The organism is Cedecea neteri NBRC 105707 = ATCC 33855, from assembly GCF_001571265.1.
Taxonomy (GTDB): Bacteria; Pseudomonadota; Gammaproteobacteria; order Enterobacterales; family Enterobacteriaceae; genus Cedecea; species Cedecea neteri.
The window spans coordinates 17,353-41,544 of the sequence record NZ_BCTL01000010.1 but is presented as its reverse complement, the minus strand read 5'-3'; the positions used below and the strand labels follow the sequence as shown (position 1 = coordinate 41,544).

At 53.0% G+C, this 24,192-nt stretch carries 22 protein-coding genes; 9 read left to right on the top strand and 13 right to left on the bottom strand.

The window, feature by feature from the left end; translation table 11 throughout:
* Window positions 1–3: 3 nt before the first annotated feature.
* The 5 genes from CNE01S_RS05480 to rmf all read left to right on the top strand — a co-directional run bounded on the left by CNE01S_RS05480 (window position 4) and on the right by rmf (window position 5,816).
* A complete protein-coding gene (locus CNE01S_RS05480) occupies window positions 4–1,911 on the top strand; it encodes an ABC transporter ATP-binding protein (RefSeq protein ID WP_061274132.1) in 1,908 nt (635 codons plus the stop codon).
* Window positions 1,912–1,927: 16 nt separating this feature from the next.
* Complete coding sequence (gene pqiA / locus CNE01S_RS05475; protein WP_061274130.1) at window positions 1,928–3,196, top strand: membrane integrity-associated transporter subunit PqiA; 1,269 nt, start codon at window positions 1,928–1,930, stop codon at window positions 3,194–3,196.
* Entirely contained in the window at window positions 3,186–4,826 is a 1,641-nt protein-coding gene (gene pqiB / locus CNE01S_RS05470) for an intermembrane transport protein PqiB (protein ID WP_061274128.1), read from the top strand. The genes pqiA and pqiB overlap by 11 nt, the downstream gene beginning before the upstream one ends.
* The gene (gene pqiC / locus CNE01S_RS05465) at window positions 4,823–5,389 is read left to right on the top strand and encodes a membrane integrity-associated transporter subunit PqiC (protein WP_061274126.1); all 567 of its coding nucleotides are present in this window, start codon (window positions 4,823–4,825) and stop codon (window positions 5,387–5,389) included. The genes pqiB and pqiC overlap by 4 nt, the downstream gene beginning before the upstream one ends.
* A gap of 259 nt (window positions 5,390–5,648) precedes the next feature.
* Window positions 5,649–5,816 (top strand): ribosome modulation factor, encoded by a 168-nt coding sequence (gene rmf / locus CNE01S_RS24300; RefSeq protein ID WP_008461244.1) that lies wholly within the window; start codon window positions 5,649–5,651, stop codon window positions 5,814–5,816.
* Between the two features lie 71 nt (window positions 5,817–5,887).
* Here rmf and CNE01S_RS05460 read toward each other — a convergent pair whose 3' ends face one another.
* From CNE01S_RS05460 to CNE01S_RS05440, 5 genes are all read right to left on the bottom strand, one after another.
* Window positions 5,888–6,958 carry an ABC transporter ATP-binding protein gene (locus CNE01S_RS05460; RefSeq protein ID WP_061274125.1) on the bottom strand — a complete coding sequence of 357 codons (1,071 nt, stop codon included), beginning with the start codon at window positions 6,956–6,958 and terminating at the stop codon, window positions 5,888–5,890.
* Window positions 6,951–8,720, bottom strand: a complete 1,770-nt coding sequence (locus tag CNE01S_RS05455) for an ABC transporter permease (protein WP_061274123.1) — start codon at window positions 8,718–8,720, stop codon at window positions 6,951–6,953. The genes CNE01S_RS05460 and CNE01S_RS05455 overlap by 8 nt, the downstream gene beginning before the upstream one ends.
* Window positions 8,721–8,808: 88 nt before the next feature.
* A complete protein-coding gene (locus CNE01S_RS05450; protein ID WP_061274121.1) occupies window positions 8,809–9,897 on the bottom strand; it encodes an ABC transporter substrate-binding protein in 1,089 nt (362 codons plus the stop codon).
* A 232-nt stretch (window positions 9,898–10,129) separates the two neighbouring features.
* Entirely contained in the window at window positions 10,130–10,648 is a 519-nt protein-coding gene (fabA, locus tag CNE01S_RS05445; protein WP_008461248.1) for a bifunctional 3-hydroxydecanoyl-ACP dehydratase/trans-2-decenoyl-ACP isomerase, read from the bottom strand.
* Between the two features lie 68 nt (window positions 10,649–10,716).
* Entirely contained in the window at window positions 10,717–12,471 is a 1,755-nt protein-coding gene (locus CNE01S_RS05440; RefSeq protein ID WP_061274344.1) for an AAA family ATPase, read from the bottom strand.
* A gap of 176 nt (window positions 12,472–12,647) precedes the next feature.
* On the opposite strand from CNE01S_RS05440, the gene matP reads away from it, so the two are divergent.
* On the top strand, window positions 12,648–13,100 hold the full coding sequence (gene matP / locus CNE01S_RS05435) for a macrodomain Ter protein MatP (protein WP_008461251.1): 453 nt from the start codon (window positions 12,648–12,650) through the stop codon (window positions 13,098–13,100).
* A 91-nt stretch (window positions 13,101–13,191) separates the two neighbouring features.
* On the opposite strand, the gene ompA is transcribed toward matP, so the two are convergent.
* Complete coding sequence (gene ompA / locus CNE01S_RS05430) at window positions 13,192–14,247, bottom strand: porin OmpA (protein ID WP_061274119.1); 1,056 nt, start codon at window positions 14,245–14,247, stop codon at window positions 13,192–13,194.
* A gap of 357 nt (window positions 14,248–14,604) precedes the next feature.
* The gene (sulA, locus tag CNE01S_RS05425; protein WP_061274117.1) at window positions 14,605–15,114 is read right to left on the bottom strand and encodes an SOS-induced cell division inhibitor SulA; all 510 of its coding nucleotides are present in this window, start codon (window positions 15,112–15,114) and stop codon (window positions 14,605–14,607) included.
* Window positions 15,115–15,331: 217 nt separating this feature from the next.
* Between sulA and CNE01S_RS05420 the strand changes: the two genes are divergently transcribed.
* On the top strand, window positions 15,332–15,961 hold the full coding sequence (locus tag CNE01S_RS05420) for a TfoX/Sxy family DNA transformation protein (RefSeq protein WP_061274115.1): 630 nt from the start codon (window positions 15,332–15,334) through the stop codon (window positions 15,959–15,961).
* Here the strand turns inward: CNE01S_RS05420 and yccS are convergent.
* Both yccS and CNE01S_RS05410 read right to left on the bottom strand, forming a co-directional pair.
* Window positions 15,946–18,084: a YccS family putative transporter gene (yccS, locus tag CNE01S_RS05415; RefSeq protein ID WP_061274342.1), complete on the bottom strand. Its 2,139-nt coding sequence runs from the start codon at window positions 18,082–18,084 to the stop codon at window positions 15,946–15,948. The genes CNE01S_RS05420 and yccS overlap by 16 nt on opposite strands.
* Before the next feature lie 12 nt (window positions 18,085–18,096).
* Entirely contained in the window at window positions 18,097–18,543 is a 447-nt protein-coding gene (locus CNE01S_RS05410) for a YccF domain-containing protein (protein ID WP_061274113.1), read from the bottom strand.
* 130 nt (window positions 18,544–18,673) lie between these two features.
* On the opposite strand from CNE01S_RS05410, the gene helD reads away from it, so the two are divergent.
* On the top strand, window positions 18,674–20,728 hold the full coding sequence (helD, locus tag CNE01S_RS05405; protein ID WP_061274111.1) for a DNA helicase IV: 2,055 nt from the start codon (window positions 18,674–18,676) through the stop codon (window positions 20,726–20,728).
* Here helD and mgsA read toward each other — a convergent pair whose 3' ends face one another.
* Both mgsA and csgI read right to left on the bottom strand, forming a co-directional pair.
* Window positions 20,729–21,187: a methylglyoxal synthase gene (gene mgsA, locus CNE01S_RS05400; protein WP_008461260.1), complete on the bottom strand. Its 459-nt coding sequence runs from the start codon at window positions 21,185–21,187 to the stop codon at window positions 20,729–20,731.
* A 100-nt stretch (window positions 21,188–21,287) separates the two neighbouring features.
* Entirely contained in the window at window positions 21,288–21,935 is a 648-nt protein-coding gene (gene csgI, locus CNE01S_RS05395) for a curli synthesis inhibitor (protein ID WP_061274340.1), read from the bottom strand.
* Between the two features lie 168 nt (window positions 21,936–22,103).
* On the opposite strand from csgI, the gene CNE01S_RS05390 reads away from it, so the two are divergent.
* On the top strand, window positions 22,104–22,517 hold the full coding sequence (locus CNE01S_RS05390; RefSeq protein WP_061274109.1) for a CoA-binding protein: 414 nt from the start codon (window positions 22,104–22,106) through the stop codon (window positions 22,515–22,517).
* 31 nt (window positions 22,518–22,548) lie between these two features.
* Here CNE01S_RS05390 and hspQ read toward each other — a convergent pair whose 3' ends face one another.
* Window positions 22,549–22,866, bottom strand: coding sequence for a heat shock protein HspQ (gene hspQ, locus CNE01S_RS05385; protein WP_061274107.1), 318 nt, complete (start codon window positions 22,864–22,866; stop codon window positions 22,549–22,551).
* 61 nt (window positions 22,867–22,927) lie between these two features.
* On the bottom strand, window positions 22,928–24,118 hold the full coding sequence (gene rlmI / locus CNE01S_RS05380; protein ID WP_061274105.1) for a 23S rRNA (cytosine(1962)-C(5))-methyltransferase RlmI: 1,191 nt from the start codon (window positions 24,116–24,118) through the stop codon (window positions 22,928–22,930).
* Window positions 24,119–24,192: the final 74 nt, after the last annotated feature.

Here is a 24,192-nt window from a genome sequence, read left to right as displayed (position 1 = left end):
GTCATGTCATTAATTAGTATGCACGGTGCCTGGCTGTCGTTTAGCGACGCGCCGCTGTTAGATAACACCGAATTACACATCGAAGAAAACGAACGCGTCTGTCTGGTTGGCCGTAACGGCGCGGGTAAATCAACGCTGATGAAGATCCTCAACCGCGAGCTGCCGCTGGACGATGGCCGCATGGTTTACGAACAGGATCTTATCGTGGCGCGTTTGCAGCAGGATCCGCCGCGTAACGTTGCGGGCACGGTGTATGACTTTGTGGCGGAAGGCGTGGAAGAGCAGGCCGAATACCTGAAGGCCTACCACGATATCTCCCATAAAGTGATGACCGACCCAAGCGACAAAAATCTTAATGAGATGGCGCGCATTCAGGAGATCCTCGATCATCAGGGCCTGTGGCAGCTCGACAGCCGCATTAACGAAGTGCTCGAGCAGCTTGGTCTGGAAGCGGATACCGACCTTTCCGCGCTGTCCGGCGGCTGGCTGCGTAAAGCAGCGCTGGGCCGGGCATTGGTCAGTTCCCCGCGCGTATTGTTGCTCGACGAACCGACTAACCACCTCGATATCGAAACCATCGACTGGCTGGAAGGCTTCCTGAAGGAGTTCCAGGGCAGCATTATCTTCATCTCCCACGACCGTTCGTTTATCCGCAATATGGCCACCCGCATTGTCGATCTCGATCGCGGCAAGCTGGTGTCTTACCCAGGCGATTACGATCAGTATCTGCTGGCGAAAGAAGAAGCCCTGCGCGTGGAAGAGCTACAGAACGCCGAGTTTGACCGCAAGCTGGCGCAGGAAGAAGTGTGGATCCGCCAGGGCATCAAAGCACGTCGAACCCGTAACGAAGGGCGCGTACGTGCCCTGAAAGCGATGCGCCGCGAGCGCGGTGAACGCCGTGAAGTGATGGGCAGCGCGAAGATGCAGGTCGAAGAGGCGAGCCGCTCCGGCAAAATCGTCTTCGAGATGGAAGACGTTAATTACCAGGTTGCCGGCAAAACGCTGGTGCGTGATTTCTCCGCTCAGGTTCAGCGTGGCGATAAAATCGCGCTGGTGGGGGCGAACGGCTGCGGTAAGACCACGCTGCTTAAGCTGATGCTTAGCCAGCTGCAGGCCGACAGCGGCCGCGTGCACTGCGGTACCAAGCTGGAAGTAGCCTACTTCGACCAGCACCGCGCCGAGCTGGATCCTGACCGCACGGTGATGGATAACCTGGCGGAAGGGAAGCAGGAAGTGATGGTGAACGGTAAGCCGCGCCACGTGCTGGGCTACCTGCAGGACTTCCTGTTCCATCCAAAACGCGCCATGACCCCGGTGCGTGCGCTTTCCGGTGGGGAAAGAAACCGCCTGCTGCTGGCGCGTTTGTTCTTAAAACCTAGCAACCTGCTGATCCTCGATGAACCAACCAACGACCTGGACGTCGAAACGCTGGAGCTGCTGGAAGAGCTGATTGATGGCTACCAGGGCACCGTCATGCTGGTCAGCCACGACCGTCAGTTTGTTGATAATACCGTGACCGAGTGTTGGATCTTCGAAGGTCAGGGCAAAATCGGCCGCTATGTCGGCGGTTACCATGATGCGAAAGGGCAGCAAGGTTCCGCTCAGCCGCTGCGTCAGGCTGCTGCGGCTAAATCCGAGAAGGCAGAACCGCAAAAAGCAGAACCTGTCAAACGTGCCAATAGCAAACTAAGCTATAACCTGCAGCGCGAATTAGAGCAATTGCCTCAGCGACTTGAGCAGCTTGAAGCTGATTTAGGTGCGCTACAGGCGAAGGTCGCTGATGCTGATTTCTTTAACCAACCGCACGATGTGACCCAAAAAGTCCTCGCGGAAATGTCCGCAGCGGAGCTGGCTCTGGAAGAAGCATTCGAACGCTGGGAGTATCTCGAAGCGCTGAAAAACGGCTCGTAATCTAAGGAGAGTTACGATGTGTGCCACGCACCACCATCGCTCGCATATTTTGTGTCGACAATGTGATTTGCTGGTGGCGCTGCCCGCTCTGCAGGATGGCCACAAAGCCTCCTGCCCGCGCTGTGGCACTCCGTTGGTCACACAGTGGTATTTGCCGCGCCAGCGGCCAACGGCTTACGCTTTGGCGGGGCTGTTTATGCTGCTGCTGGCCAACCTGTTCCCTTTCATTAATATGAAGGTGGCCGGGATCAGCAGCGAAGTCACGCTGATGCAAATCCCCGGCGTGATGTTTTCTGAGGATTACGCCAGCCTGGGCACCTTCTTTTTGCTATTTGTCCAGGCGGTGCCGGCTTTCTGCCTGATAACCATTCTGCTGTTAGTCAACCAGGCGAAGCTACCTTTCGGGCTTAAACGCTGGCTGGCGCGAGTCCTGTTCCAGCTGAAAAGCTGGGGCATGGCGGAAATCTTCCTCGCCGGCGTCCTGGTCAGCTTCGTTAAGCTTATGGCCTATGGCGATATTGGCGTGGGCAGCAGTTTTATTCCCTGGTGTCTGTTTTGTATTTTGCAGCTAAGGGCCTTCCAGTGCGTGGACCGGCGCTGGCTTTGGGATGACATTGCCCCCATGCCGCCGGTGCATCAGCCGCTCAAGGTTGGCGTATCGGGTATCAAGCAGGGGCTGCGTTCCTGCTCCTGCTGCACGGCTATTGTTGAGGCTGACACGCTGGTTTGCCCGCGCTGCGGGACACACGGTCACGTACGCCGCAGGCACAGCCTGCAGTGGACGCTGGCGCTGCTGATCACTTCTATCATGCTCTACCTGCCAGCGAACATTTTGCCGATCATGGTCACCGAGATGCTGGGCAGCAAATATCCCTCCACGATTTTGGCCGGGGTGATCCTGCTGTGGAGCGAGGGATCTTATCCGGTGGCAATGGTGATTTTCATCGCCAGTATTATGGTGCCGACGCTGAAAATGATCGCCATTGCCTGGCTGTGCTGGGATGCAAAAGGGCACGGCAGGCGCGACAGTGAGCGAATGCATCTGATTTATGAAGTTGTCGAATTTGTTGGCCGCTGGTCGATGATCGACGTGTTCGTGATTGCCGTCCTTTCTGCGCTGGTGCGTATGGGCGGGTTGATGAATATCTACCCGGCTATGGGAGCATTAATGTTTGCTTTTGTGGTTATTTTGACGATGTTTGCAGCGATGACCTTTGACCCTCGCTTGTCCTGGGATCGAGCAGACGATGTAACTGATGAGGAGTCTTCCGAGCATGGAAAATAAGAGCGGCGAGGCGAAAGTACAGAAGGTAAAAAACTGGTCGCCGGTTTGGATCTTTCCCATCGTAACGGCGCTGATTGGCGCCTGGATCCTGTTTTACCACTACAGCCATCAGGGGCCGGAAGTGACCCTGATCACCGCCAATGCCGAAGGAATTGAGGGCGGAAAAACCACCATTAAAAGCCGCAGCGTGGACGTGGGCGTCGTCGAGAGCGCGCAGCTTACCGATGATTTACACCACGTGGAAATTAAGGCCCGGCTCAATTCCGGGATGGAAAAGCTACTGCATAAAGATTCCGTCTTCTGGGTGGTAAAACCGCAGGTTGGGCGGGAAGGGATTTCCGGACTTGGGACACTGCTGTCTGGCGCCTACATCGAGCTGCAGCCGGGTACCAAAGGCGAACAGCCGGAAAACTATGCTTTGCTGGATGCGCCACCGCTTGCCCCGCCGGACGCCAAAGGTATTCGCATCACGCTCGACAGCAAAAAAGCAGGTCAGCTCACCCCTGGGGACCCGGTACTGTTCCGCGGCTACCGCGTGGGGTCGGTGGAAACCAGCACCTTTGATACCAATAAACGAGCTATCAGCTACCAGCTGTTTATCGCCGCGCCGAACGACAGGCTGATTACCAGCAACGTTCGCTTCTGGAAAGACAGCGGCATTGCCGTGGATATGTCTTCCCAGGGCATGCGTGTTGAAATGGGCTCGCTGACCACGCTGTTTAGCGGCGGCGTGAGCTTTGACGTGCCTGACGGTTGGGAGTGGGGCAAGCCGGTTGAGTCTGGTACCGACTTCCAGCTGTTTGACGATCAGAAAAGCATTCAGGATTCGCTGTTTACCGATCATATCGACTACCTGATGTTCTTCAAAGATTCTATTCGCGGCCTGCAGCCTGGCGCGCCGGTAGAGTTCCGGGGCATTCGTCTGGGTACCGTCGCTCAGGTGCCGTTCTTCAACGAGAGCATGCGCCAGAAGCTGAACGATGATTTCCGTATTCCGGTGCTGATCCGCATTGAGCCGGAACGCCTGAAAAATATGGTGGGGAATGAGGCAGATATTCCATCGAACCTGAAAGCGCTGATTCAGCGTGGACTGCGTGCCTCGATGAAAACCGGCAATCTGATTACCGGGGCGCTGTATATCGATCTCGATTTCTATCCGAATGAGAAAACGGTGACAGAAATTCCGAGCATCAGCGGTTATCCGGTGATCCCAACCATGAGCGGCGGTCTGGCGCAAATTCAGCAGAAGCTGCTGGAAACGCTGAACAAGATCAACAACCTGCCGATTTCGCCGATGCTGGAACAGGCGACGAACACGCTGGGTGAAAGTCAGAAAACCATGCGTCATCTGCAGCAGACGCTGGATAACCTGAATAAGATCACCGCCAGCCAGTCGATGCAGCAGCTGCCGGAAGATATGCAGAAAACGCTTCGAGAGCTGAACCGCAGCATGCAGGGCTTCCAGCCTGGCTCCGCGGCTTACAATAAGATGGTGGCGGATATGCAGCGTCTTGATCAGGTGCTGCGCGAGCTGCAGCCGGTATTGCGCACGCTGAACGACAAGAGCAATTCGCTGATATTTGAAGCGAAGGATAAAAAGGATCCGCAGCCGAAGAGGGCACAACCATGAAAAAGTGGCTCACGCTAGCCGCCGTAATGACGCTGTCTGCCTGTAGCGGCAGCGATAACGGTAAGACGTACTATCAGCTGCCGCAAAGCTCACAGCCTGTTATGCAGGCCGTGAGCCAGCCTGGAAGCCATTTACTGTGGGTGGATCAGATTACGGTCCCTGATTTCCTGGCGGGCACCGGGGTGGTTTACCAGACGACCGATGTGCAGTACGTCATTGCCACCAGTAATCTGTGGGCCAGCCCGCTGGACCAGCAGCTACGTAATACGCTGGTGAGTAACCTCAGCAGCGCGCTGCCGGGCTGGGTTGTTGCTTCCCAGCCTTTAGGTAACGATCAGGAGGCGCTAAGCGTGAACGTGACCGGCTTCCACGGCCGCTACGACGGTAAGGTAATTGTCAGCGGAGAATGGTTGCTGAAGCGCCAGGGTGAGATCATCAAGCGTCCGTTCCATATCGAACTGAAACAGCAGGATGACGGCTACGACGCGATGGTGAAAACCCTGGCCCAGGGCTGGCAACAGGAAGCGAAGAGTATAGCTTCGGAGCTCACACGCCTTAATTAATAGGTAAAATGATTGGTACAAAAAAGCTGCGATATTCACCATCGGGTGGTCGCAGCTTTTCTTTTTTTGTGAACCGGTTAGCCGCAGGACCGCCTGAATTTTTGTCGAAAAGATAACCAGAATAGCGAAGAAATATGACATTGGCGTGAATTTTGCGCATTGACGCTCTTCGGATTTCGCGTTATTGCTTATCCGTGGTTGCACATTTTGTAATCACTGTTTTCTTTTCCACCAGACAATGTAATGAGGGAAACGAGGCATGAAGAGACAAAAACGAGATCGCCTGGAACGGGCACATCAACGTGGTTATCAAGCAGGCATCGCCGGACGCTCAAAAGAGATTTGTCCATATCAGACTCTGAATCAGAGGTCCTATTGGATGGGAGGCTGGCGAGAAGCCATGGAAGACAGGGCGGTTACTGCGTAATCACTGTCTCTTTAGAAAAAGAAACCTCCGCCGTGCGGAGGTTTCGCCTTTTTGGACCTTTGTAAAATCAATCAGGGTTTAGGGAAAATCCAGACGTGCTGTTCGGGCAGCTGTAGATGATGCGGTTGAGCATCACGCATTTCATTGCCGTAGGCGCGGATAACGAAATCATCCCCCGCGGTACGGAATAAATACTCCCAACGGTCGCCTAAATACATGCTGGTCAACAGCGGCAGCGTCATGCCGTTTTCTCCCGGCTGGTCTGCAATACGGACGCGCTCAACGCGAATCACGGCTGTACCTTCCTGCCCGGCAACTACGCCAGCGCCTGCTTTGCCCCAAAGCGCCCAGTCGCTGCCTTCGATACGCGCTTTGCCGTCGCGAACCTCGGTCACCTTGCCGTTCAGACGGTTGTTGCTGCCCATAAACTCGGCGGTAAAGAGCGTTTGCGGCGAGCCATACATCTCCTGCGGCGTTCCCTGCTGCTCGATTTTGCCGTTATTGAGCAGCAGGATACGGTCGGAAATCGCCATCGCTTCGTTCTGATCGTGGGTGACCATTAACGCCGACAGCCCAAGCTTGATAATCAATTCCCTCAGGAAGACGCGCGCTTCTTCGCGCAGCTTCGCATCCAGATTGGATAGCGGCTCGTCCAGCAAAATCACCGGTGGGTTATAAACCAGCGCCCGGCCAATGGCCACGCGCTGCTGCTGCCCGCCGGAAAGCTGATAAGGATGGCGCTGGCCGAGGTGCCCCAGGCCCAGCTGATCCAGAACCGCCTGCACCCGCTGGTTGATTTCCGCCGTCGCCACTTTACGCAGCTTTAGCGGGTAAGCGACATTTTCAAAGACGGTTTTATGCGGCCACAGGGCATAAGACTGGAATACCAGCCCCAGGTTACGTTCCTCCGCTGGGATCTCTTTACGGGACGCACCGTCGTAAACGTTGCTTTTGCCGATAACAATAGTGCCCTGGGTGGGCTTTTCCAGCCCGGCGACGGCGCGTAGCAGCGTGGTTTTGCCGCTGCCGGAAGGACCAAGCAGTGAGACGACCTCACCGCGTTTGAGATCCATGGAAACGCCTTTCAGCACCGGGTTGTCGCCGTAGGTTAAGTGCAGGTTCTCGACCGATAACTCAATCATGTAATTTCACTCCAAAACGAAGGGCAATGCCGAGCCCTAACACCACGAACAGAATATTGATAAAGGAAAGTGCGGCGACAATATCGATGGCGCCTGCAGCCCACAGCGAAACCAGCATGGAACCGATGGTTTCCGTGCCGGGCGAAAGCAGGTAGACGCCGGTGGAATATTCACGCTCAAAGATCAGGAACATCAGCAGCCAGGAGCCAATCAGGCCGTAGCGCGACAGTGGGATGGTGACGTGACGGGTAATCTGTCCGCGGCTTGCCCCGGTGCTGCGGGCAGCTTCTTCCAGCTCCGGCCCAACCTGCAGCAGGGTAGACGAGATAAGGCGCAGGCCATAGGCCATCCACACGACGGTATAGGCCAGCCAGACGCTGAATATCGTGCTGCGCAGCGAGCGCAGCCAGACGATAAGGTTATCCCGCAGCCACTGGGACCACGGCATACCGGAAAGCCAGCCGGATTTCAGCGCGTTATCGAGCCACATTGGTAGGAATAAGAACACCCACAGGAAGGCCAGACCGGCCAGTAGACCAGGCACGGCACGGGGTACCAGCACGCTGTAGTCTAAGAAACGAGTGACGTTATCCGGCTTTCTGTGCATAGCGATGCCGATAAACAGGTAGCAGACCACCGCCAGCGCACCGCCGATGACGCCAATCGCCATAGAGTTGACGATGGCCCGCAGCAGGTTGGGCTGTTCCCAGATAGTGCGGAAGGTATTGAGCGACAGCTCATCCCACAGCGAAACGCCCACGCCCCAGTTGGAAATAAAGGAACGAAGGATAACGCCAATCAGTGGTACACCGATGGTAACGGTCAGCCAGAACGCCACGACTGCACCTGCGACCCAACGCCATTTCCCGAGCGGCAAGGCTCGCGCCTGGGAGGCTTTGCCTTTGACGGTTACAAAGCGGTTCGCGGTGCGCATCAGGCGGCGTTGCAGCATGACCAGCGGAATAGTGATACAAATCAGCACCACGGCGACGGCAGCCATCAGGTGATAAGAAGGCGTGCCGAGCTTATTGGTGAGCTTGTAGAGGTAGGTCGCTAGCACCATATTGCCTTCCGGATCGCCCAGCACGAGCATCAGGCCGAAAACTTCCAGCCCGAGGAAGAACAGCAGCACGGTGGCGTAAAGCATCGCCGGGCGCACCATCGGCAGACTGACGGCGGTCATGACCTGAAGCGGCGTTGCGCCTGCGGTACGGGCCGCTTCTTCCACATCAGACCCTACGCTGCGCAGCGCCGAGGAGATGTAGAGATAAGCATGCGGAACGTGCGTCAGGCCGGCAATCACCACGATGCTCGACATGTCGTAGATATTCCACGGCACGAAGCCGAGCAGCGACTGCGCCCACAGGGAGAAAAAGCCAACCGGGCCAGCGGCCACCACGTAGCCGAATCCCAGCACCATAGGAGATACGAAGATAGGTACCAGAATCAGCGGCTCAATGATCCGCCTGCCAGGCAGGTCGGTACGAACCATCAAGAAGGCCAGGATGCCACCCAGCGGGATGGCAATAATCACCAGGCCAAAAGCCAGAATAAAACCGCTTTTCAGCGCCAGGTAAAAATCGGAGTCGGTGAAGATAAACTCAAAGGACTCAAGGCTCCACTCTTTCGACGGCGAGAAGAACGGGGCCGAGAGAAAACTCTGTATAACGATAAACGACAGCGGAATATAGATAACCAGCGCAGTTATCAGCACCACGATGCCGCGCGGCAGGCTCTGCCACTTTCTGCGTAATGCATCCATGTAACGATCCCTCAGGTCAGTAAGCCTGAATAGCCTAATGTGTTCGGGTTAAGTGAGGCGCAGCCGGATGGTGCGCCTCATCAGAGGATTATTTCGCGGCGGCTTCGCGCCACTGCTTGATGTAGTCCAGACGTTTTTTCTGCTGCAGGTATTCCAGCAGTGTTTCATCAACTGGGATCGGCTTCAGGGCGTTGCCGAGCTTTTTAGTCATACCGTCGATGTCGTTGTCACCGTCGATATCATTGCGAATAGACGGAATATCAGCCTGGTTTGCGAGGATGCTTTGCCCTTTCTCAGACAGCACGTAGTCAATCCACAGCTTCGCCGCGTTGCTATTTTTGGCTTCACTGCTGATAAAGGAGACGCGTGACAGCACCAGGGTATAGTCCTTCGGGTAGGCAATACCGAGAGAGGTATCCGTTTTGGCGCGTGCTTCTGCGTAGGAGCCCAGGATGTTGAAGCCAATCAGGTTCTCGCCAGAGGAAACTCGCTCCATCATCGTCCCGGTTGAGGACTGGACCGAAAGGCCGCCTTTAGCCACAGCGGCCAGAGTTTTGAAGTAGTTTGGGTCGGCCTTGTAGTCCTGAACGGAAAGCATAAAGCCAAGACCGGATTTTTCGATATCGTAAGTGGTGACTTTTTTGCTGAATTTATCCGGCTGGCTGGAGATGAGTTTCGCCAGCGCCTCGTGGCTGTCAGGCACTTCATTGGCTGGGATCAGGCGTTTGTTGTAGATAAAAATAACCGGCTCGTAGGTGGTGCCGTACGCCTTGTCTTTCCATACCGCCCACTTAGGCAACTGGCCTTGCTCGGGGGATTTGTACTCCTGGGCATAGTCGGTGGCGAGCTTCAGGGCAGTGTCCATCGAAGAGCTCCAGACCACATCGCCGCTGGTGCCGCCGGCGGCCTGCTCGCTGATATAACGGTTGTACAGCTCGGTGCTGTTCATGTCGTTATATTCTACTTTGATGCCCGGATATGCGGCCTCAAAGCCTTGAATCAGCGGCGAGGCGGTTTTGGTGTCGGTGGTGGAGTAGAGCACCACTTTACCTTCTTTGGTCGCTGCATCGATGATTTTTTGATAATCCGCCGGATAGCCCTGAGGCACAGCAGAAAACGCGGAGGTAGAGAGCAGCACGGCAGAAGCAAGGCAAGATATACGTAACTTATTCGACATTATTGTTAACCTCTAGTTACATTTGAGAAACTAAAAATCAACATAACGCATAACGTTTTTCAGGCAAGAGGGGGCGTTTTTTATCTTCACGATTTGTGATTTCGAACGTTGTTTAAGCAATTAACACCATAAAAACCACGGCAGGAAAGCGTAATCCAGGCTGACGACAGAAACAAAAAAGCATCCATTGTTCACAATGGATGCTTTCGTGATGAAGCTAAATTGTACTGTATTAGAAAGCAGAAGTGTCTTTGAAAAGACCCACTTTCAGATCGGTCGCGGTGTAGATCACACGGCCATCAACCAGTACTTCACCGTCAGCCAGGCCCATGATCAGGCGGCGATTCACAACACGTTTGAAATGAATACGGTAGGTGACTTTCTTCGCGGTAGGAAGAACCTGGCCGGTAAATTTCACTTCGCCTACGCCCAGCGCGCGGCCTTTACCTTCGCCGCCAAGCCAGCCGAGATAGAAACCGACCAGCTGCCACATGGCATCCAGGCCCAGGCAACCAGGCATCACCGGGTCGCCAATGAAGTGGCAACCAAAGAACCACAGGTCTGGGTTAATATCCAGCTCGGCTTCCACGTAACCTTTATCAAAGTTACCGCCGTCCTCGGTCATCTTGACTACGCGGTCCATCATCAGCATGGAAGGTGCAGGTAACTGCGGGCCTTCAGCACCAAACAGTTCGCCACGCCCTGAGGCAAGAAGATCTTCTTTCGTATAGGATTCGCGTTTATCTACCATGTCTACAGTAAGCCTTTTTATAATGAAGCACGCAGGTTAGCTAACACGTGTACGCTCAACAAGTCCGATCAGTTGTGGTTGAACCAGTTGAGCCAGCGTAGCGGCCACGGAAAGCGCTGGCGAACATCCGGCGCCGAAGCCTGAGCAATACGCTCTTGCACCGCACGCATCAGGGTGTTTTGCCCTTCGCCATCCCACGGGAGATTGGTCAATAACGGCAGGGCATCAGCCACGTCGTCAATGGCCCAAATCGAGAATTTATTTTGCTCGACGGCCTCCAGTACATCTTTATGCAGCGACAGGTGACGCACGTTCGCTAAAGGAATAATGACTCCTTGAACGCCGCTAAACTCACGCTGCTGACAAATACGGAAAAAGCCTTCCACCTTTTCATTCAGGCCGCCAACAGGCTGCACGCGACCAAACTGATCCACAGAGCCAGTGATTGCGATATGCTGATAAATCGGAACGTTAGCCAGGGCGCTTATCAGGGCACAAAGCTCAGCCATGGAGGCGCTATCGCCGTCAACTTCGCTGTAAGATTGCTCGAATGTTATGGATGCAGAAAACGGTATTTGCTGGTCAAGCTGCAGTTCAGACATCAAGAATGCCTGCATGATCATCATGCCTTTGGCATGAATGTTACCGCCGAGTTCTGCCTTGCGCTCTACGTCTGTAAACTCCCCGTCACCTACGTGAACCACGCAGCTAATACGGGAGGGCTCACCAAACGCCCGTGGATGACCGGGGAATTCAATGACCGACAGGGCGTTGATCTGGCCGACCATTTCGCCTTCGGTTTCAATCAGGATTTGCTCCATCAGGATTTCATCCTGCATGCGCTCGGCCAGGAAACCTTCGCGCCATTCACGCTGCACGAGCATTTGCTGGAGCTGTTCGGCGTTAAAGCTGCCTTCTTCGGTAAACGGCGCGACTTCGCGCAGCTGGCGTGAAATCCAGGAAGGGCAGAGCGGCAGCATTTCCTGATCGCCCGTGTAGCGGACGGCCTCACGAATCAGCGGTTGCCAGGCATCGGCTGCGGGGGCAGGTAATGACTTCTCGGCGGCAATGGCATAGATCCACTGGCACCAAAGCGCCATGTCATCGGCAGAAGCAATTTGCAGATTATCTTCAAATTCACCGTAGATCGCGGCTGCGGCCAGATCCATCTCCATTTCCTGGAAATCTGCCAGCGAGTCGCGCTCGCCAACCAGTACCAGTTTGAAATCCAACGCTAATGACGGAATTTTTACCGGCAATGGACGAGTTTCGTCAGGTGAAATCCAGTCAAAACGCCCCTGGGTCATGATTTGTTTCAGGCGTAGCCACAGCAGCGGCTGGGCAAGGACGCTACGCATCGACAGCACCAGGACGCCGCCGTTCACGCGATGAATCAGGCCAGGCTCCAGCGACACCTCACCCGCAAACTGCCGGACACAGCCGAACAGTTGCTCTGGTTCAATCCAGTCAGCGGCAATCACTTCTCCACCAGACGCAAAGTTATCGTCGGCGTGCTCGGCCGGGCGCAGCGTGACCCGACTACCTTCAATGAGATAGTGTCCGCCGATAATCTCGTCGTCTTCATCGCGGGATGCTTCAACGGCTGCAGCGATAAGGTCCAGGTATTCTTGCTCTTCCGGTGCTTTTATTAGCATCAGGTCGACGGAAGAAACGGAAAGGTTGAGTTGCTCAATCCCGTAAACTAAACGAGGTTGAACCGCAGAAAGAGGGGCAGAGTCGGTATCATAAGGCTGTGCAAAAATTTCCTGATAGCTTTCGGTATCAGGCACCAGGGCACGCCAGTCAAGTCGATTAGTCGTCAAAGTCGCTATATTTTTTAATGAGATGTCAAAGGCGCGATTATACAAGAATCGTTCGGGTAGCACACGGATAAAGCAGTAACACAGTTTTATCCCTCTCACAGCTTTGATTTTCAGTTCAGCGAATGGCGGAAAAACTGTTATTCTGAACTAAGTTACACGGTCACACTGAGATCACAATGAAATATCAACAGTTGGAAAATCTCGAGAGCGGCTGGAAGTGGAAGTATCTGGTTAAGAAGCATCGCGAAGGAGAATTAATCACGCGATACATTGAGGCCAGCGCAGCCCAAGAGGCGGTAGAGCAGCTCCTGACGCTGGAGAATGTGCCGGTTCTGGTTCAGAGCTGGATTGATCAGCATATGAACCCGGCGCTGCATAACCGCATGAAGCAAACGATTCGTGCACGGCGTAAAAGGCATTTTAACGCTGAGCATCAGCATACCCGCAAGAAATCCATCGATCTTGAGTATCTTGTCTGGCAGCGTCTGGCCGGGCTTGCGCAGCGCCGCGGCAATACGCTTTCGGAAACGGTTGTTCAACTGATTGAAGATGCGGAACGTAAAGAGAAGGTGGAAAGCAAGATGTCGACGCTTAAGCAGGATCTGCAGGCCATGCTGGGCAAAAAATGACGCGATGAAAAAGCTTGCGACCGAGCCATCACGAAATCTCAGACAATAAAAAACCCCGCCATGGCGGGGTTTTTGTTCAAGGAAGGGTAACTTATGCCGCAGGCTGAGTTACAACTTCTTTGATACCTTTAACTTCGATCTCAACACGACGATCTGGAGCCAGGCAGTCGATCAGTTTAGCTTTAGGCGCTACGTTGTCACAGGTGTTGCCGGTAACTGGGTTAGCTTTGCCCATGCCACGTGGAGAGATTTTGTTCGCTGGGATACCTTTAGAGATCAGGTAATCAACAACGCTCTGAGCACGTTTTTCAGACAGTTTCAGGTTGTACTGCTCGGAACCGATACGGTCGGTGTAGCCCAGAACAACAACGGAACCATCTTTAGGATCCAGGTTGCTCAGCTGGGTGTACAGCTGATCCAGTGCCTGCTGACCTTCTGGTTTCAGGGTTGCTTTGTTGAAGTTGAACAGAACGTCAGACTTCAGAGTGAAGTGTTTGGTCTGTACTTCTGGTGCTGGAGCCGGAGCTGGAGCTACAACTGGTGCAGCTTCTTCCTGCTGGCCAAAGCGGTAGGAAACACCTACGCTCAGCATGCCGTTGTCAGGACGAACGCCAACGGTCTGTGCGTCACCGATGTTGTTAACCCACTGGTATTCCAGACGGGTAGCGATATCACGGGTAACTGCCCACTCAACGCCACCAGCGAATACTGGGGAAACACCAGTGTCGTGGTTTTTACCACCGATGGTGTTTTTAGAATCTGCACGCCATACCATGCCGCCCAGACGGGTGTAGATGTCCAGATCGTCAGTGATTGGGTAACCCAGTTTGGTGGTCAGCTGTACGCCCTGAGCCTTGAAGGCACCGCTAACTTCGCTGCCTTTGTAAGGCATACGGCCAAGCCAGTCGTAACCCATTTCAAAACCAACGTACGGGTTAACCTGATAACCACCGAAGGCACCAGCGCCCAGCTGGCTTTCGTGGGTGTTACCGTTGTTTTGCTGGGCCTTGTCATACCAGCCGGTATCGTGGAACTGAGACCAGCCCAGTTTGCCACCCGCATACCAGGTGTTATCTTTCGGTGCGGCCTGCGCTACGGTAGCGAAGCCAGCCAGTGCCACTGCAATCGCGATAGCTGTCTTTTTCATTTTTTGCGCCTCATTATCATCCAAAAGGCCATGAGCTCTAAACCAATTTAAAGCCCAGGGTTAAATCCTTCGCCCGGGTTTACGCTCAATTGTTACTCTACCGATATATCGGTGTTATGAAGAGCAACCCTGGCGAGGTAAAGTCTACAACGTAGTTGAAAAGTTACAAGTGTGAAGTCCGTCAGGCATATGAAAAAAAACGACTTGCATACATATTTTTTTACAAAGTGGACTGTTTTTTGAACGAGGCCTCTGTCAAGTGAACCCCGTCAAACCGCCATATGGCGGGCATTTTTGAGTCATGGCAGCGGATTATGTGGCATACGTAAAAAATTCCAGGATTTCTCCTAAATTTACTTAATGATACAAACTAGAATGAATTTTTAGGCCATTTCGTGGTCTTGAACCGGATGTTCTTGTGCTGGTTGGACGCATAATAAAGCCCATCGCGTTACCTGTTTCGGCTGCTATCGTTAGCCGTAAATGTTCTTCATCTGTTAATTCTTCTGGTAGCCAGCCGATAACAACGCTGTAATTTCCCGTCTGTAGAGCTTTCACCATGGCATCAACGGTACAAAGCGGATCTAACTGATTTGCCTGCATCACTTTTGCCAGCGGCAGCCCGGCACCCTGCAGCCATGCGCGGCTGAGTTTTTGCTGTGGCGTCAGCCATAGCTGCCAGCGAGATTGTTGTCCCAGCTGCTGTAATAAAGGTAGCAGAATAAACTGGGTAACCCATGGACTCTCTTCACTGTAGACCACTTCACTGATTAACCCCTGTACGCTGTTATCAGAGAGAGACTGCGCCGGGGAGTGCGGAGTAACTGCAACATGACGAAAGTGAGTTTGAGCGTTATGTGAGTGCATAGTGAGTCCCGCCTAATGAGTTACTGTATGCATATACAGTAATGCCTGTGCGAACAAAGATCAACCGAAATTTCGGAAAGTGTCTCGCATTTTCGGTACGCAAAAGCGCTATAGATGAAATTGTCGTTGCCATTATCTTTAACCTTACTTATTTTCAGGGATTAAGAAGATGAGTAACTCAAGCAGCTATTTACCAGTTGATATATAAGGACATATTATGAAAAAGGTGACATTTATTAGAATTCATAAATCACGGGAATATCTTTCTTCACTGGGGAAAATCGGTTATCGACCGTTATTTGGCGGTTATAGTCTGACCGTCGAAGGTGTGGTCTTTGCTATGGTGTCGGAAGGTGAGCTTTACCTGCGGGCTTGTGAACAGTGTGCGGAGTATTTTATCCAAAAATCGGCACCCCCTCTGATGCACAGTAAACGCGGGCTTCCCGTCGCGCTGAATTACTACCGTGTAGATGAAGAGCTTTGGAAAAATCCTGACAAACTCCTCCAGCTCTCTTCCCTGGCGTTAAGAAGCGCCCAGCGTGAGAAAACACAAATCAAGATACGTTCTCTCCGCCTGAAGGAACTCCCCAATCTTTCTCTGAATATTGAAGTTATGCTTCGCGAGGTGGGCATCAATGATCCACAAACGCTTCAACTCTTAGGTGCCAAACGGTCATGGCTAAAATTACGCAGCACCCGAAAAACGGTAGGTATTAAAGTCTTGCTCTCGCTTGCAGGTGCTATTCGTGGTGTTCATGAGGCGGTACTGCCTGCCGATGTTCGAAAAGAATTGACGGACTGGTGGCGCCGCTATGAGCAGCGCCAGCAACATTACTCTGAGCACTGAGATATTTGCTGTTGAAGACGTGAGATCTCAGGCAGAAGAGCAATCAATAACCCAATTTGTTGCAAGACCAGGGGTTCTTTTGTTTCTGCCCGAGTCTCAAGCAGTGAAATACGCGCGGAGAGGTCTGCCAGAGCAGTCTGAACACGTTCCTCATCGACAGGCAGGTGGTGCAGTGCGTCATCCACATAGCAGACGGCGTCATCAAGTAGCAGTAACGTATCACCGTGGTTAAGTTTTTCCCTGTGTGCACCTAATGCTGAAATATAGCTATTAAAGGAGTGATTCAGGCAAAGCAGGCGAAATGCCGCTTCCCTCATCTCATCTGAGACACGAGGTTCAGATGACATATTTGAAACAACGGAGGCCAAATCAGCGTCTCTGTTATGGGCATCCCGCCGGGCAATGCGATATTGCAGCCGGTTATCACGCCCCTGGTGGTACTGCTCAAGAATCGCATCCAGATAGCGACAATTGGCGTTGAACGCCCGTTCAACGACCCTGGAAAGTCGACGGAATCGCCAGTCAGGCCAGATGAAACTCACCGCTGCCCAGGCTATTGCGCAGCCTAATAGTGTATCAATAACTCGCGGGAGAGCGACTTCAAAACCTTCTCCCAACAGGTTAAAGCACAGCAGCACTAGCAGCGTAATAAACATGGTTGCATGGGCGTATTGCACATTGCGGAAAGCGAAGAACAGCACGCCGGTAATGACGATCAGTATCAGTTGGCCTTCAATGGACGGGACAAGCCAAAGCAAGGGCAGGCCAACGGCCACCCCAACCAATGTGCCGATGATACGCAGCGCTAAGCGTCTCCGGGTCGCACTGTAGTTCGGCTGACAGACAAACAGGCTGGTTAAAAGTATCCAGTAACCGTGCTGCAAACCCGTAAATTGAATAAACGCATAGCCCACGCAGAGAACCAGTGACATACGTACCGCATGGCGAAAGAGCGCGGATTCTGGCGTGAGATTAAGCTTTAGCCGCTGCCAGATATCATCGAAGCCGGTCAGCTTGTCGTCGGCTAAACGATTCTCTGGATCGTTCTGCGGCTCAGCAATGGCCTGTTCTGACTCAATGTTTGCCAGTTGCGCGTCAATTGCCTTCAGATTTGTTATTAGAAAGCCCAATGCTTTTATCTCTGAAGCGGTTGCATGACTCGCTCGAATCCGGTCCAGAGCGGAGTCCAGATGGGTAAATGCACGTTCAAACCTTGGATCGTGCTGATAGGGGACTCGCAACAGGATAGATCGAGAGAGCTGCTGGCAGGCCTGTGATTGCATCGTTAGCAGGCGCTGAAAGCGGAACATCACGTCGCTATAGCGAAACTTATCGCGCAAAGCCTGATATTGAATATGGGATGAACTCGCTCGTTCGTGAATATCCTGGGCCACGAAATAATAGTGAAGTGTTCGACGAGTGCCTCTCTGCCCCCGATCGCCGCGAAGTCGAGTCAGTAATGAGCTTTTCGTCTGGTTTAACGTGGTCACTAATTGGCTATTAGCCATGGCCAACTGGAGCATTGGAGCCTGGCTTTCTTCTTCGATATCAGGATCAAACAGCGTGGCTTTTATTTCCAAAAAGCTCGCGAGGCTTTCATAACAGCGTGCCAGGTTGTCCTGCAGTGGGCGAATCGGGAAAATCAAATGGCCTGCTAACGTCAGTAGGTTGTACCAGACGGCGCCTGCTAAAAGGAATAGCGGTTGTTGATACCAGTGCTCATAGAGGGAAATACCGAGCATCGTGTAGATGGCGATAAGCAGCGCCCCAAAGGCAATGGTGGCATAGCGTTGCCCTAATCCTCCAAGGAGAATAAATCCGCTGGTGGATACCGTTAGACCCACTGCAAACAGCCACGGCCAGGGGAACAGTAACTCAACGGATGCTGAAGCAATGAAAAAGCTGACTAAAGTGATCAGTAAATTTCGTAGCCTACCACTTACGCGGTCGTCGAGATCGGCCAGGGCGGCGGCCACAACGCCAAGCGTGAGGGGAATCGTCAGCTTGACTTCACCGAGCCACCACGGCAGTGCCGCGGTGCCTGCAAGAGCAATAAATATGCGCAAGTTATAAAGCCAGGCGCTGTTCCATGTATAACGACGTACCAGTGGGCTTAGGGTCAGCACAACTGCTCCTTACTGGAAACGGCGACGAGCATTGGATTCGCGGGCAGCTCTTGCTACTTCAACCGGCACAACCCGGCGGCCAACGGGCCATAACGCGATGGCCGCAATCTTGAAGTTCGCAATCCCTACAGGGATGCCGATAAGGGTAATACACTGCGCAATACCTGCCATGATATGCATAATGCATAGCCACCAGCCGAAGAAGATCAGCCAAAGCACATTTAACAGGGTGCCCCCCGTATTTAGCAGCGTATTTTTACCCTGTGGGTTAAGCTCATCCACATGAACGGCTTCATTGCCGTAGGGCACAAAGGAAAGCTTGGTGATTTCCCAACAGGAACGAGTCAGCGGCAGAGTGAAAATCAGCACGATGCTGATCAGCGTGGCAAACAACCATGAGAGGGTGGTCAAGAAGCCCCCCAGCACAAAGTTCAGAACATTAAGTACGGTACGCATAGTGACGCTTCCCTGACAGAAAAATAAAGAGTGATTAACCGTAGAAATTATAACGCGTTTTTACTCTGGAGCGTCATTCCATCGGCAGTTAAACTTGAGTCATAATTCCCACATCGGATCGGGCAATGTAATGGAACTCAAATCAACTTCTCTCGGCAAGCATTTGGCACAGCACCCTTATAATCGGGTCAAACTGTTACCTGCCGGCGTTGAGGTCAAAGGCGATCGCCATGAATACCTCATCCCATTCAATCAGTTAATAGCGATTAACTGCAAGCGTGGCTTGGTTTGGGGCGAGTTGGAATTCGTTCTTCCTGAAGACAAGGTTGTGCGCCTGCACGGTACCGAATGGGCGGAAACCCAGCGTTTTTTCCACCATCTGAATTCGCTTTGGCTTAACTGGAGCACGGAGATGAGCGAGGTGGCTGCTGAAGTTTTAATCGCTCAGCGAGAAGATATAGCCAGTCGTACCCGTAAAGAGGTGTGGTTCCGACGGAGCGATATGCAGGCGTTGCAGGATAACCTTCGCGCCGCTATTGCGGCCCTTCCGATTCCCCATTCCCGGCTCGGCGAATTTGAGAACTGCCGCGAAGCGTGGGCCATATGTAAAGTCTGGCTTGAACAAGGCGAAGAGCGTCGACACCAGCGTAATAATGCTTACACCGAACGGATGCTGGAAAAATATGCCGCTTTCTTTGAGCAGGTTGAAAGCTCGCCGCTGAATCCGTCCCAGGCCCGTGCCGTGGTGAATGGAGAGGATTCTCTACTGGTGCTGGCTGGCGCTGGTAGCGGCAAAACCTCTGTTCTTGTGGCGCGTGCTGGATGGTTGTTACAGCGCGGCGAAGCAACAGAGGAGCAAATCCTGCTTTTAGCCTTTGGCCGTCAGGCCGCACAGGAAATGGATGAGCGTATAGCTAGCCGGCTTAATACTGAGGCTATTTCCGCCAGAACTTTCCACTCACTGGCGCTGCACATCATTCAGCAGGGGAGCAAGAAAGTTCCTCGAGTCAGTGAACTTGAGAGCGACACAGCGGCTCGCCATCAACTGCTCATCGACAGCTGGCGGCAGCAATGCCGGGAAAAAAAGGCGATGGCCAAAGGCTGGTGGCAGTGGCTTAGCGAAGAACTTGAGTGGGATATCCCTGAGGGTGAATACTGGCAGGATAAGCGTCTGGCAAAGCGACTTGCCAGCCGGCTTGACCGTTGGCTTGGCCTGATGCGGATGCACGGTGGTTCACAGGCAGAAATGATAGACAGCGCACCGGAAGAGGTCAGGGAACTTTTCACTAAGCGTATTAAGCTGATGGCACCATTGTTGAAAAGCTGGAAAACAGCCCTTAAAGCCGAAGAGGCAGTTGATTTCTCCGGTCTTATTCATCAGGCAATTAATGTGCTCGAAAAGGGCCGGTTTATCAGCCCGTGGAAGCATATCCTTGTCGATGAGTTTCAAGACATTTCCCCCCAGCGAGCCGCCTTACTGGCCGCGTTAAGGCGGCAGAATTCCCATACTTCGCTCTACGCCGTAGGGGACGACTGGCAGGCTATCTACCGATTTAGCGGGGCGGAAATGACGCTCACCACGGCATTCAGCCATCATTTTGGTGAAGGTGACAGCTGCGCGCTGGATACCACGTATCGCTTTAACGATCGAATCGGCGAAATTGCGAACGGTTTTGTGCAGCAAAACCCGTATCAATTGCGTAAGCCACTCAATAGCCTCTCTAAAGGGGACAAAAAAGCAGTGACTCTGCTTGCCGATGACAGGCTCGATGATTTACTCGACAAACTCAGTGGCTACGCCTTGCCCGAACAGAGAATTTTGGTGTTGGCGCGGTACCACCATTTGCGCCCGGACAGTCTGGAAAAAGCTGCGACGCGATGGCCTAAGCTCAATATCGATTTTATGACTATCCATGCCAGCAAAGGGCAACAGGCGGATTATGTGATCATTCTTGGTCTGCAGGACGGAAAAGAAGGTTTTCCTGCACCCGCACGGGAGTCAATCATGGAGCAGGCGCTCCTGCCACAGCCGGAGGATTTCCCGGATGCAGAGGAGCGGCGTTTACTTTATGTCGCGCTGACGCGAGCACGCCATCGGGTCTGGCTTATGTTCAGCAAGCAGGAACCCTCTGTCTTTGTTGAGGCACTTAAGCGTCTTGGCGTGCCAGCGGCTAATCGCCCATGATTATTTCAGGCGTTCATTCAGGTAGCGTTGGTAATCCGGAATAAGAATATCCACGCTTTCATTGAAGCCCGGTGAATGAATAATAAAATCGGCGGTAGAAAGGTTGGTGGCGACCGGGATATTCCATACGGTCGCCAGACGCAGCAGCGCCTTAACGTCAGGATCGTGAGGAACGGCATTGAGTGGATCCCAGAAGAAAATCAGGACATCAATTTTGCCTTCGGAAATTAAGGCGCCTACCTGCTGATCGCCCCCCATTGGGCCACTGAGCATCGCATTGACTTCAAGACCTGTTGCTCGCTGAATTAAATTACCTGTTGTCCCGGTGGCATAGAGAGTGTGGTTGGCAAGCGTTGCTTTGTGGCGTTGCACCCATTTCAAAAGTGCATCCTTACAGTGATCGTGGGCAACCAGTGCGATATGTTTTTTTACCGCAAGGGTACGGGTCGTTAGTTCCATTCTCTGTTTCCTGGGTAGTTTTAGGCTGCTAACAGATTACTAAAAGCACCCGGGGCTGCAAGAGTAGAACGTCAAAAAAGCGAGGCATCTCGAGGCATTGCTATGGATTGGCTGTCTCATTTGCCCAGCGTAAAAAACGTGCCCGTGTCGGCTTATCTGCCTGACTGAACCAGTATCTCAACCGTTGTTCTGTGAGTGCTTCAGATTGTGCAGGTGGAAAGTCGGGAATCGCCAGGGCAAATTGCTGAACGCTTTCGTTGATTTTGATATTCGCGAATCCAGGCATTGACGCTTTTCTTCCTGATTTATTATAGCGCTGAGTTTCTTCTTCATAATCCGTTCCGGTTGGATCGGATTTTATCTCCAAAATGTCTGTTCGGGTGGGAATTGGGTGAGCCTGGCCATCCAGCAGCTTAATTTGAAAAGCGGCTACAGAATGATTGAGTTCTTTTAGCGGCAGAACAATATTGACCTGGTCTATCTCTTTGGTATCAAAACTAATCACCATCGGTGGGGATATCCCGGAAGGTCGATTACGTGTGCTGGATAATTTTTTTTCAATACGCAGAACCAACTGATGCGGCCCATTATCTATCTCAATGCTGTCAGCCCCTTTAAGGAGCGAACTGGAAACCCTTTTACCGTCCAGGACCAGTAAATCCACGTCGGCAGAAAGGCGCAGCGTGGTTCCCCATACCAGGGTTGGTATCATCAATATTAGCCCTGCAAGTGGCAGACCTGCTCTCATTTCACTCTCCCTGGTGAACATGCTGAGTGGATGTTTCAAAGTTTTTCCTGAGACCCACCTATTAACATATAGACATATTTTCAGAAATTGCGCGTCTGAGTTTCCAGTAGAAAGATGGCTGGGTGTCGGGCTTTGGCATACACTTCAGACAACATCTTAGGGGGCGCTATGAAACCAAATGATATCGAAAATATCCTGAAAACTACCCGTACCATTGCGCTGGTGGGGGCCAGCGACAAGCCCGATCGCCCGAGTTATCGGGTGATGGATTACCTGATTAAACAAGGCTATGAGGTTATTCCCGTGTCACCGAAGGTCGCGGGTAAAACGCTGTTAGGGCAGCAGGGCTATGCAACGCTTGCGGACGTACCGAAGAAAATTGATATGGTCGATGTGTTCCGTAATTCTGAGGCAGCCTGGGGTGTGGCGCAGGAAGCCATTGCCGTGGGAGCGAAAACACTCTGGATGCAGCTTGGCGTGATTAATGAGCAGGCTGCGGTGTTGGCGCAGAATGCGGGATTAAACGTTGTGATGGATAAATGCCCGGCGATTGAAATACCTCGTCTTGGGCTGGCGAAATAAGAAAAAACCCCGCTTCGGCGGGGTTTTTTTATCAGTTACGCAAGCGTGGGGCCTGAAGCTGTTGGCGTATCGAGGCGGCCAGTTCGTCCATTGACGGCTGTTCAGGGTGCTCGTCGTCATCTTCAGAACTGAGCTGAGCTTCGGCGAGATAGGTGTGAATCGCCTGGCCATCCTCATCTTCCATGACGACGTGGTACCACGGCGCCGCGCGGAGTGCGCTATTGTCGGCCAGATCATCTTCCTGCGGCTCATCGAGCGAATACTCGGGGTCGATGTCGACCACTACGCCCAGATAGCCCAGTAAAGAATGGCGAACCTGCTGGCCAATACCGTATTTGCTGGCAATCATAGTCACCTCCCGGGAACATTACTCTGCATACGAATATGCGGGCAATTTCCGCCTTTTCAAGCTACATGACTCGACAGGCAAACCCTTTCAGATACAGCCCTTCCGGGTAGGTTGCGATCACTGGGTGATCGGCCGCCTGACGGAACTGCTCTATAAATTGTACATCACGCCCGGCATCTACGGCGGCATCGGCGATGATTTTCTGGAATAAATCTGTGGTCATCAGTCCGGAGCAAGAGAAGGTCATCAAAACGCCGCCTGGATTCAGCAACTGAATCGCTAACATGTTGATGTCTTTATAGCCGCGACAGGCACCCGCCAACTGATTTTTGTTTTCAACAAATTTAGGCGGATCCATTACGATGACGTCGAACTTCTCGCCCTGGTCGCGATATTTGCGCAGCAGTTTGAACACGTCATCACGAAGAAACTCGGCTTTGCTGAGGTCAAGTTTGTTCAGCTCTACGTTTTTTCTGGCGATATCTAATGCGTCCTGGGAGGTATCCACGCTGACCACCTGACTGCAGTTACCCATCAACGCAGAAACCGCAAAACCGCCGGTGTAGGAGAAGCAGTTCAGTACGCGTTTATTATCCACGTAGCGGCGAGTGGCGAAACGGCTGTCTCGCTGATCGAGGTAATACCCTGTTTTATGCCCACCCTGAATATCAACCAACAGCTTCATGCCGTGCTCTTCAATCGGCAGCAGGGCAGGTGGCAGTTCACCGCTCACCGGCCCCTGAGTCAAATCCATGCCCTCTTTCTTACGTACCGTCACGTCAGAGCGATCGTAAATAGAACACTCTGGATAGAGAGACTGCAGGGCCGCAACCAGTGCCGGGCGCTGGTACTCTGCGCCTGCAGACAGCAGTTGCAGAACCAGGAACTTGCCAAAACGATCGATGGTCACGCCAGGCAAACCGTCAGATTCACCGGCAATCAGGCGATAGCTGTCCAGCCCATCACGCTTAGCTAGCCAGTCTCTCCACTGCTGCGCCTGCTGCAGACGGCGGGTGAAAAAGGCGATATCGATGCTTTCATCCTGATTGAAGGTCCAGACGCGGGCGCGGATTTGTGACTCAGGAGAGAAGGCGGCGCGGGCGAGCCACTTGCCCTGGCTGTCCACTACATCAACCGTTTCACCGAGACTGGCCTTGCCTTCCAGGCGTGCAACGGCGCCGGAGAATACCCATGGATGACGGCGCAATAACGACTTCTCGCGCCCTTTGGCTAACACTAAACGTACGCTCATAATTTATTTGCTGCTTCGCTAAGAAATGGGCGCCATTTTCCGGTTTAGGGCCGCTAATTGCAATTTATTCACGT

Excerpts from the sequence above, each read along its gene's own strand:
- rlmI (WP_061274105.1), bottom strand. The coding sequence starts at position 24,118 with ATGAGCGTACGTTTAGTGTTAGCCAAAGGGCGCGAGAAGTCGTTATTG.
- pqiA (WP_061274130.1), top strand. The coding sequence starts at position 1,928 with ATGTGTGCCACGCACCACCATCGCTCGCATATTTTGTGTCGACAATGT.
- mgsA (WP_008461260.1), bottom strand. The coding sequence starts at position 21,187 with ATGGAACTAACGACCCGTACCCTTGCGGTAAAAAAACATATCGCACTG.
- sulA (WP_061274117.1), bottom strand. The coding sequence starts at position 15,114 with ATGCACTCACATAACGCTCAAACTCACTTTCGTCATGTTGCAGTTACT.
- CNE01S_RS05460 (WP_061274125.1), bottom strand. The coding sequence starts at position 6,958 with ATGATTGAGTTATCGGTCGAGAACCTGCACTTAACCTACGGCGACAAC.
- rmf (WP_008461244.1), top strand. The coding sequence starts at position 5,649 with ATGAAGAGACAAAAACGAGATCGCCTGGAACGGGCACATCAACGTGGT.
- CNE01S_RS05390 (WP_061274109.1), top strand. The coding sequence starts at position 22,104 with ATGAAACCAAATGATATCGAAAATATCCTGAAAACTACCCGTACCATT.
- helD (WP_061274111.1), top strand. The coding sequence starts at position 18,674 with ATGGAACTCAAATCAACTTCTCTCGGCAAGCATTTGGCACAGCACCCT.
- CNE01S_RS05455 (WP_061274123.1), bottom strand. The coding sequence starts at position 8,720 with ATGGATGCATTACGCAGAAAGTGGCAGAGCCTGCCGCGCGGCATCGTG.
- csgI (WP_061274340.1), bottom strand. The coding sequence starts at position 21,935 with ATGAGAGCAGGTCTGCCACTTGCAGGGCTAATATTGATGATACCAACC.
- pqiB (WP_061274128.1), top strand. The coding sequence starts at position 3,186 with ATGGAAAATAAGAGCGGCGAGGCGAAAGTACAGAAGGTAAAAAACTGG.
- CNE01S_RS05410 (WP_061274113.1), bottom strand. The coding sequence starts at position 18,543 with ATGCGTACCGTACTTAATGTTCTGAACTTTGTGCTGGGGGGCTTCTTG.
- hspQ (WP_061274107.1), bottom strand. The coding sequence starts at position 22,866 with ATGATTGCCAGCAAATACGGTATTGGCCAGCAGGTTCGCCATTCTTTA.
- CNE01S_RS05420 (WP_061274115.1), top strand. The coding sequence starts at position 15,332 with ATGAAAAAGGTGACATTTATTAGAATTCATAAATCACGGGAATATCTT.
- fabA (WP_008461248.1), bottom strand. The coding sequence starts at position 10,648 with ATGGTAGATAAACGCGAATCCTATACGAAAGAAGATCTTCTTGCCTCA.
- pqiC (WP_061274126.1), top strand. The coding sequence starts at position 4,823 with ATGAAAAAGTGGCTCACGCTAGCCGCCGTAATGACGCTGTCTGCCTGT.
- ompA (WP_061274119.1), bottom strand. The coding sequence starts at position 14,247 with ATGAAAAAGACAGCTATCGCGATTGCAGTGGCACTGGCTGGCTTCGCT.
- matP (WP_008461251.1), top strand. The coding sequence starts at position 12,648 with ATGAAATATCAACAGTTGGAAAATCTCGAGAGCGGCTGGAAGTGGAAG.
- CNE01S_RS05480 (WP_061274132.1), top strand. The coding sequence starts at position 4 with ATGTCATTAATTAGTATGCACGGTGCCTGGCTGTCGTTTAGCGACGCG.
- CNE01S_RS05450 (WP_061274121.1), bottom strand. The coding sequence starts at position 9,897 with ATGTCGAATAAGTTACGTATATCTTGCCTTGCTTCTGCCGTGCTGCTC.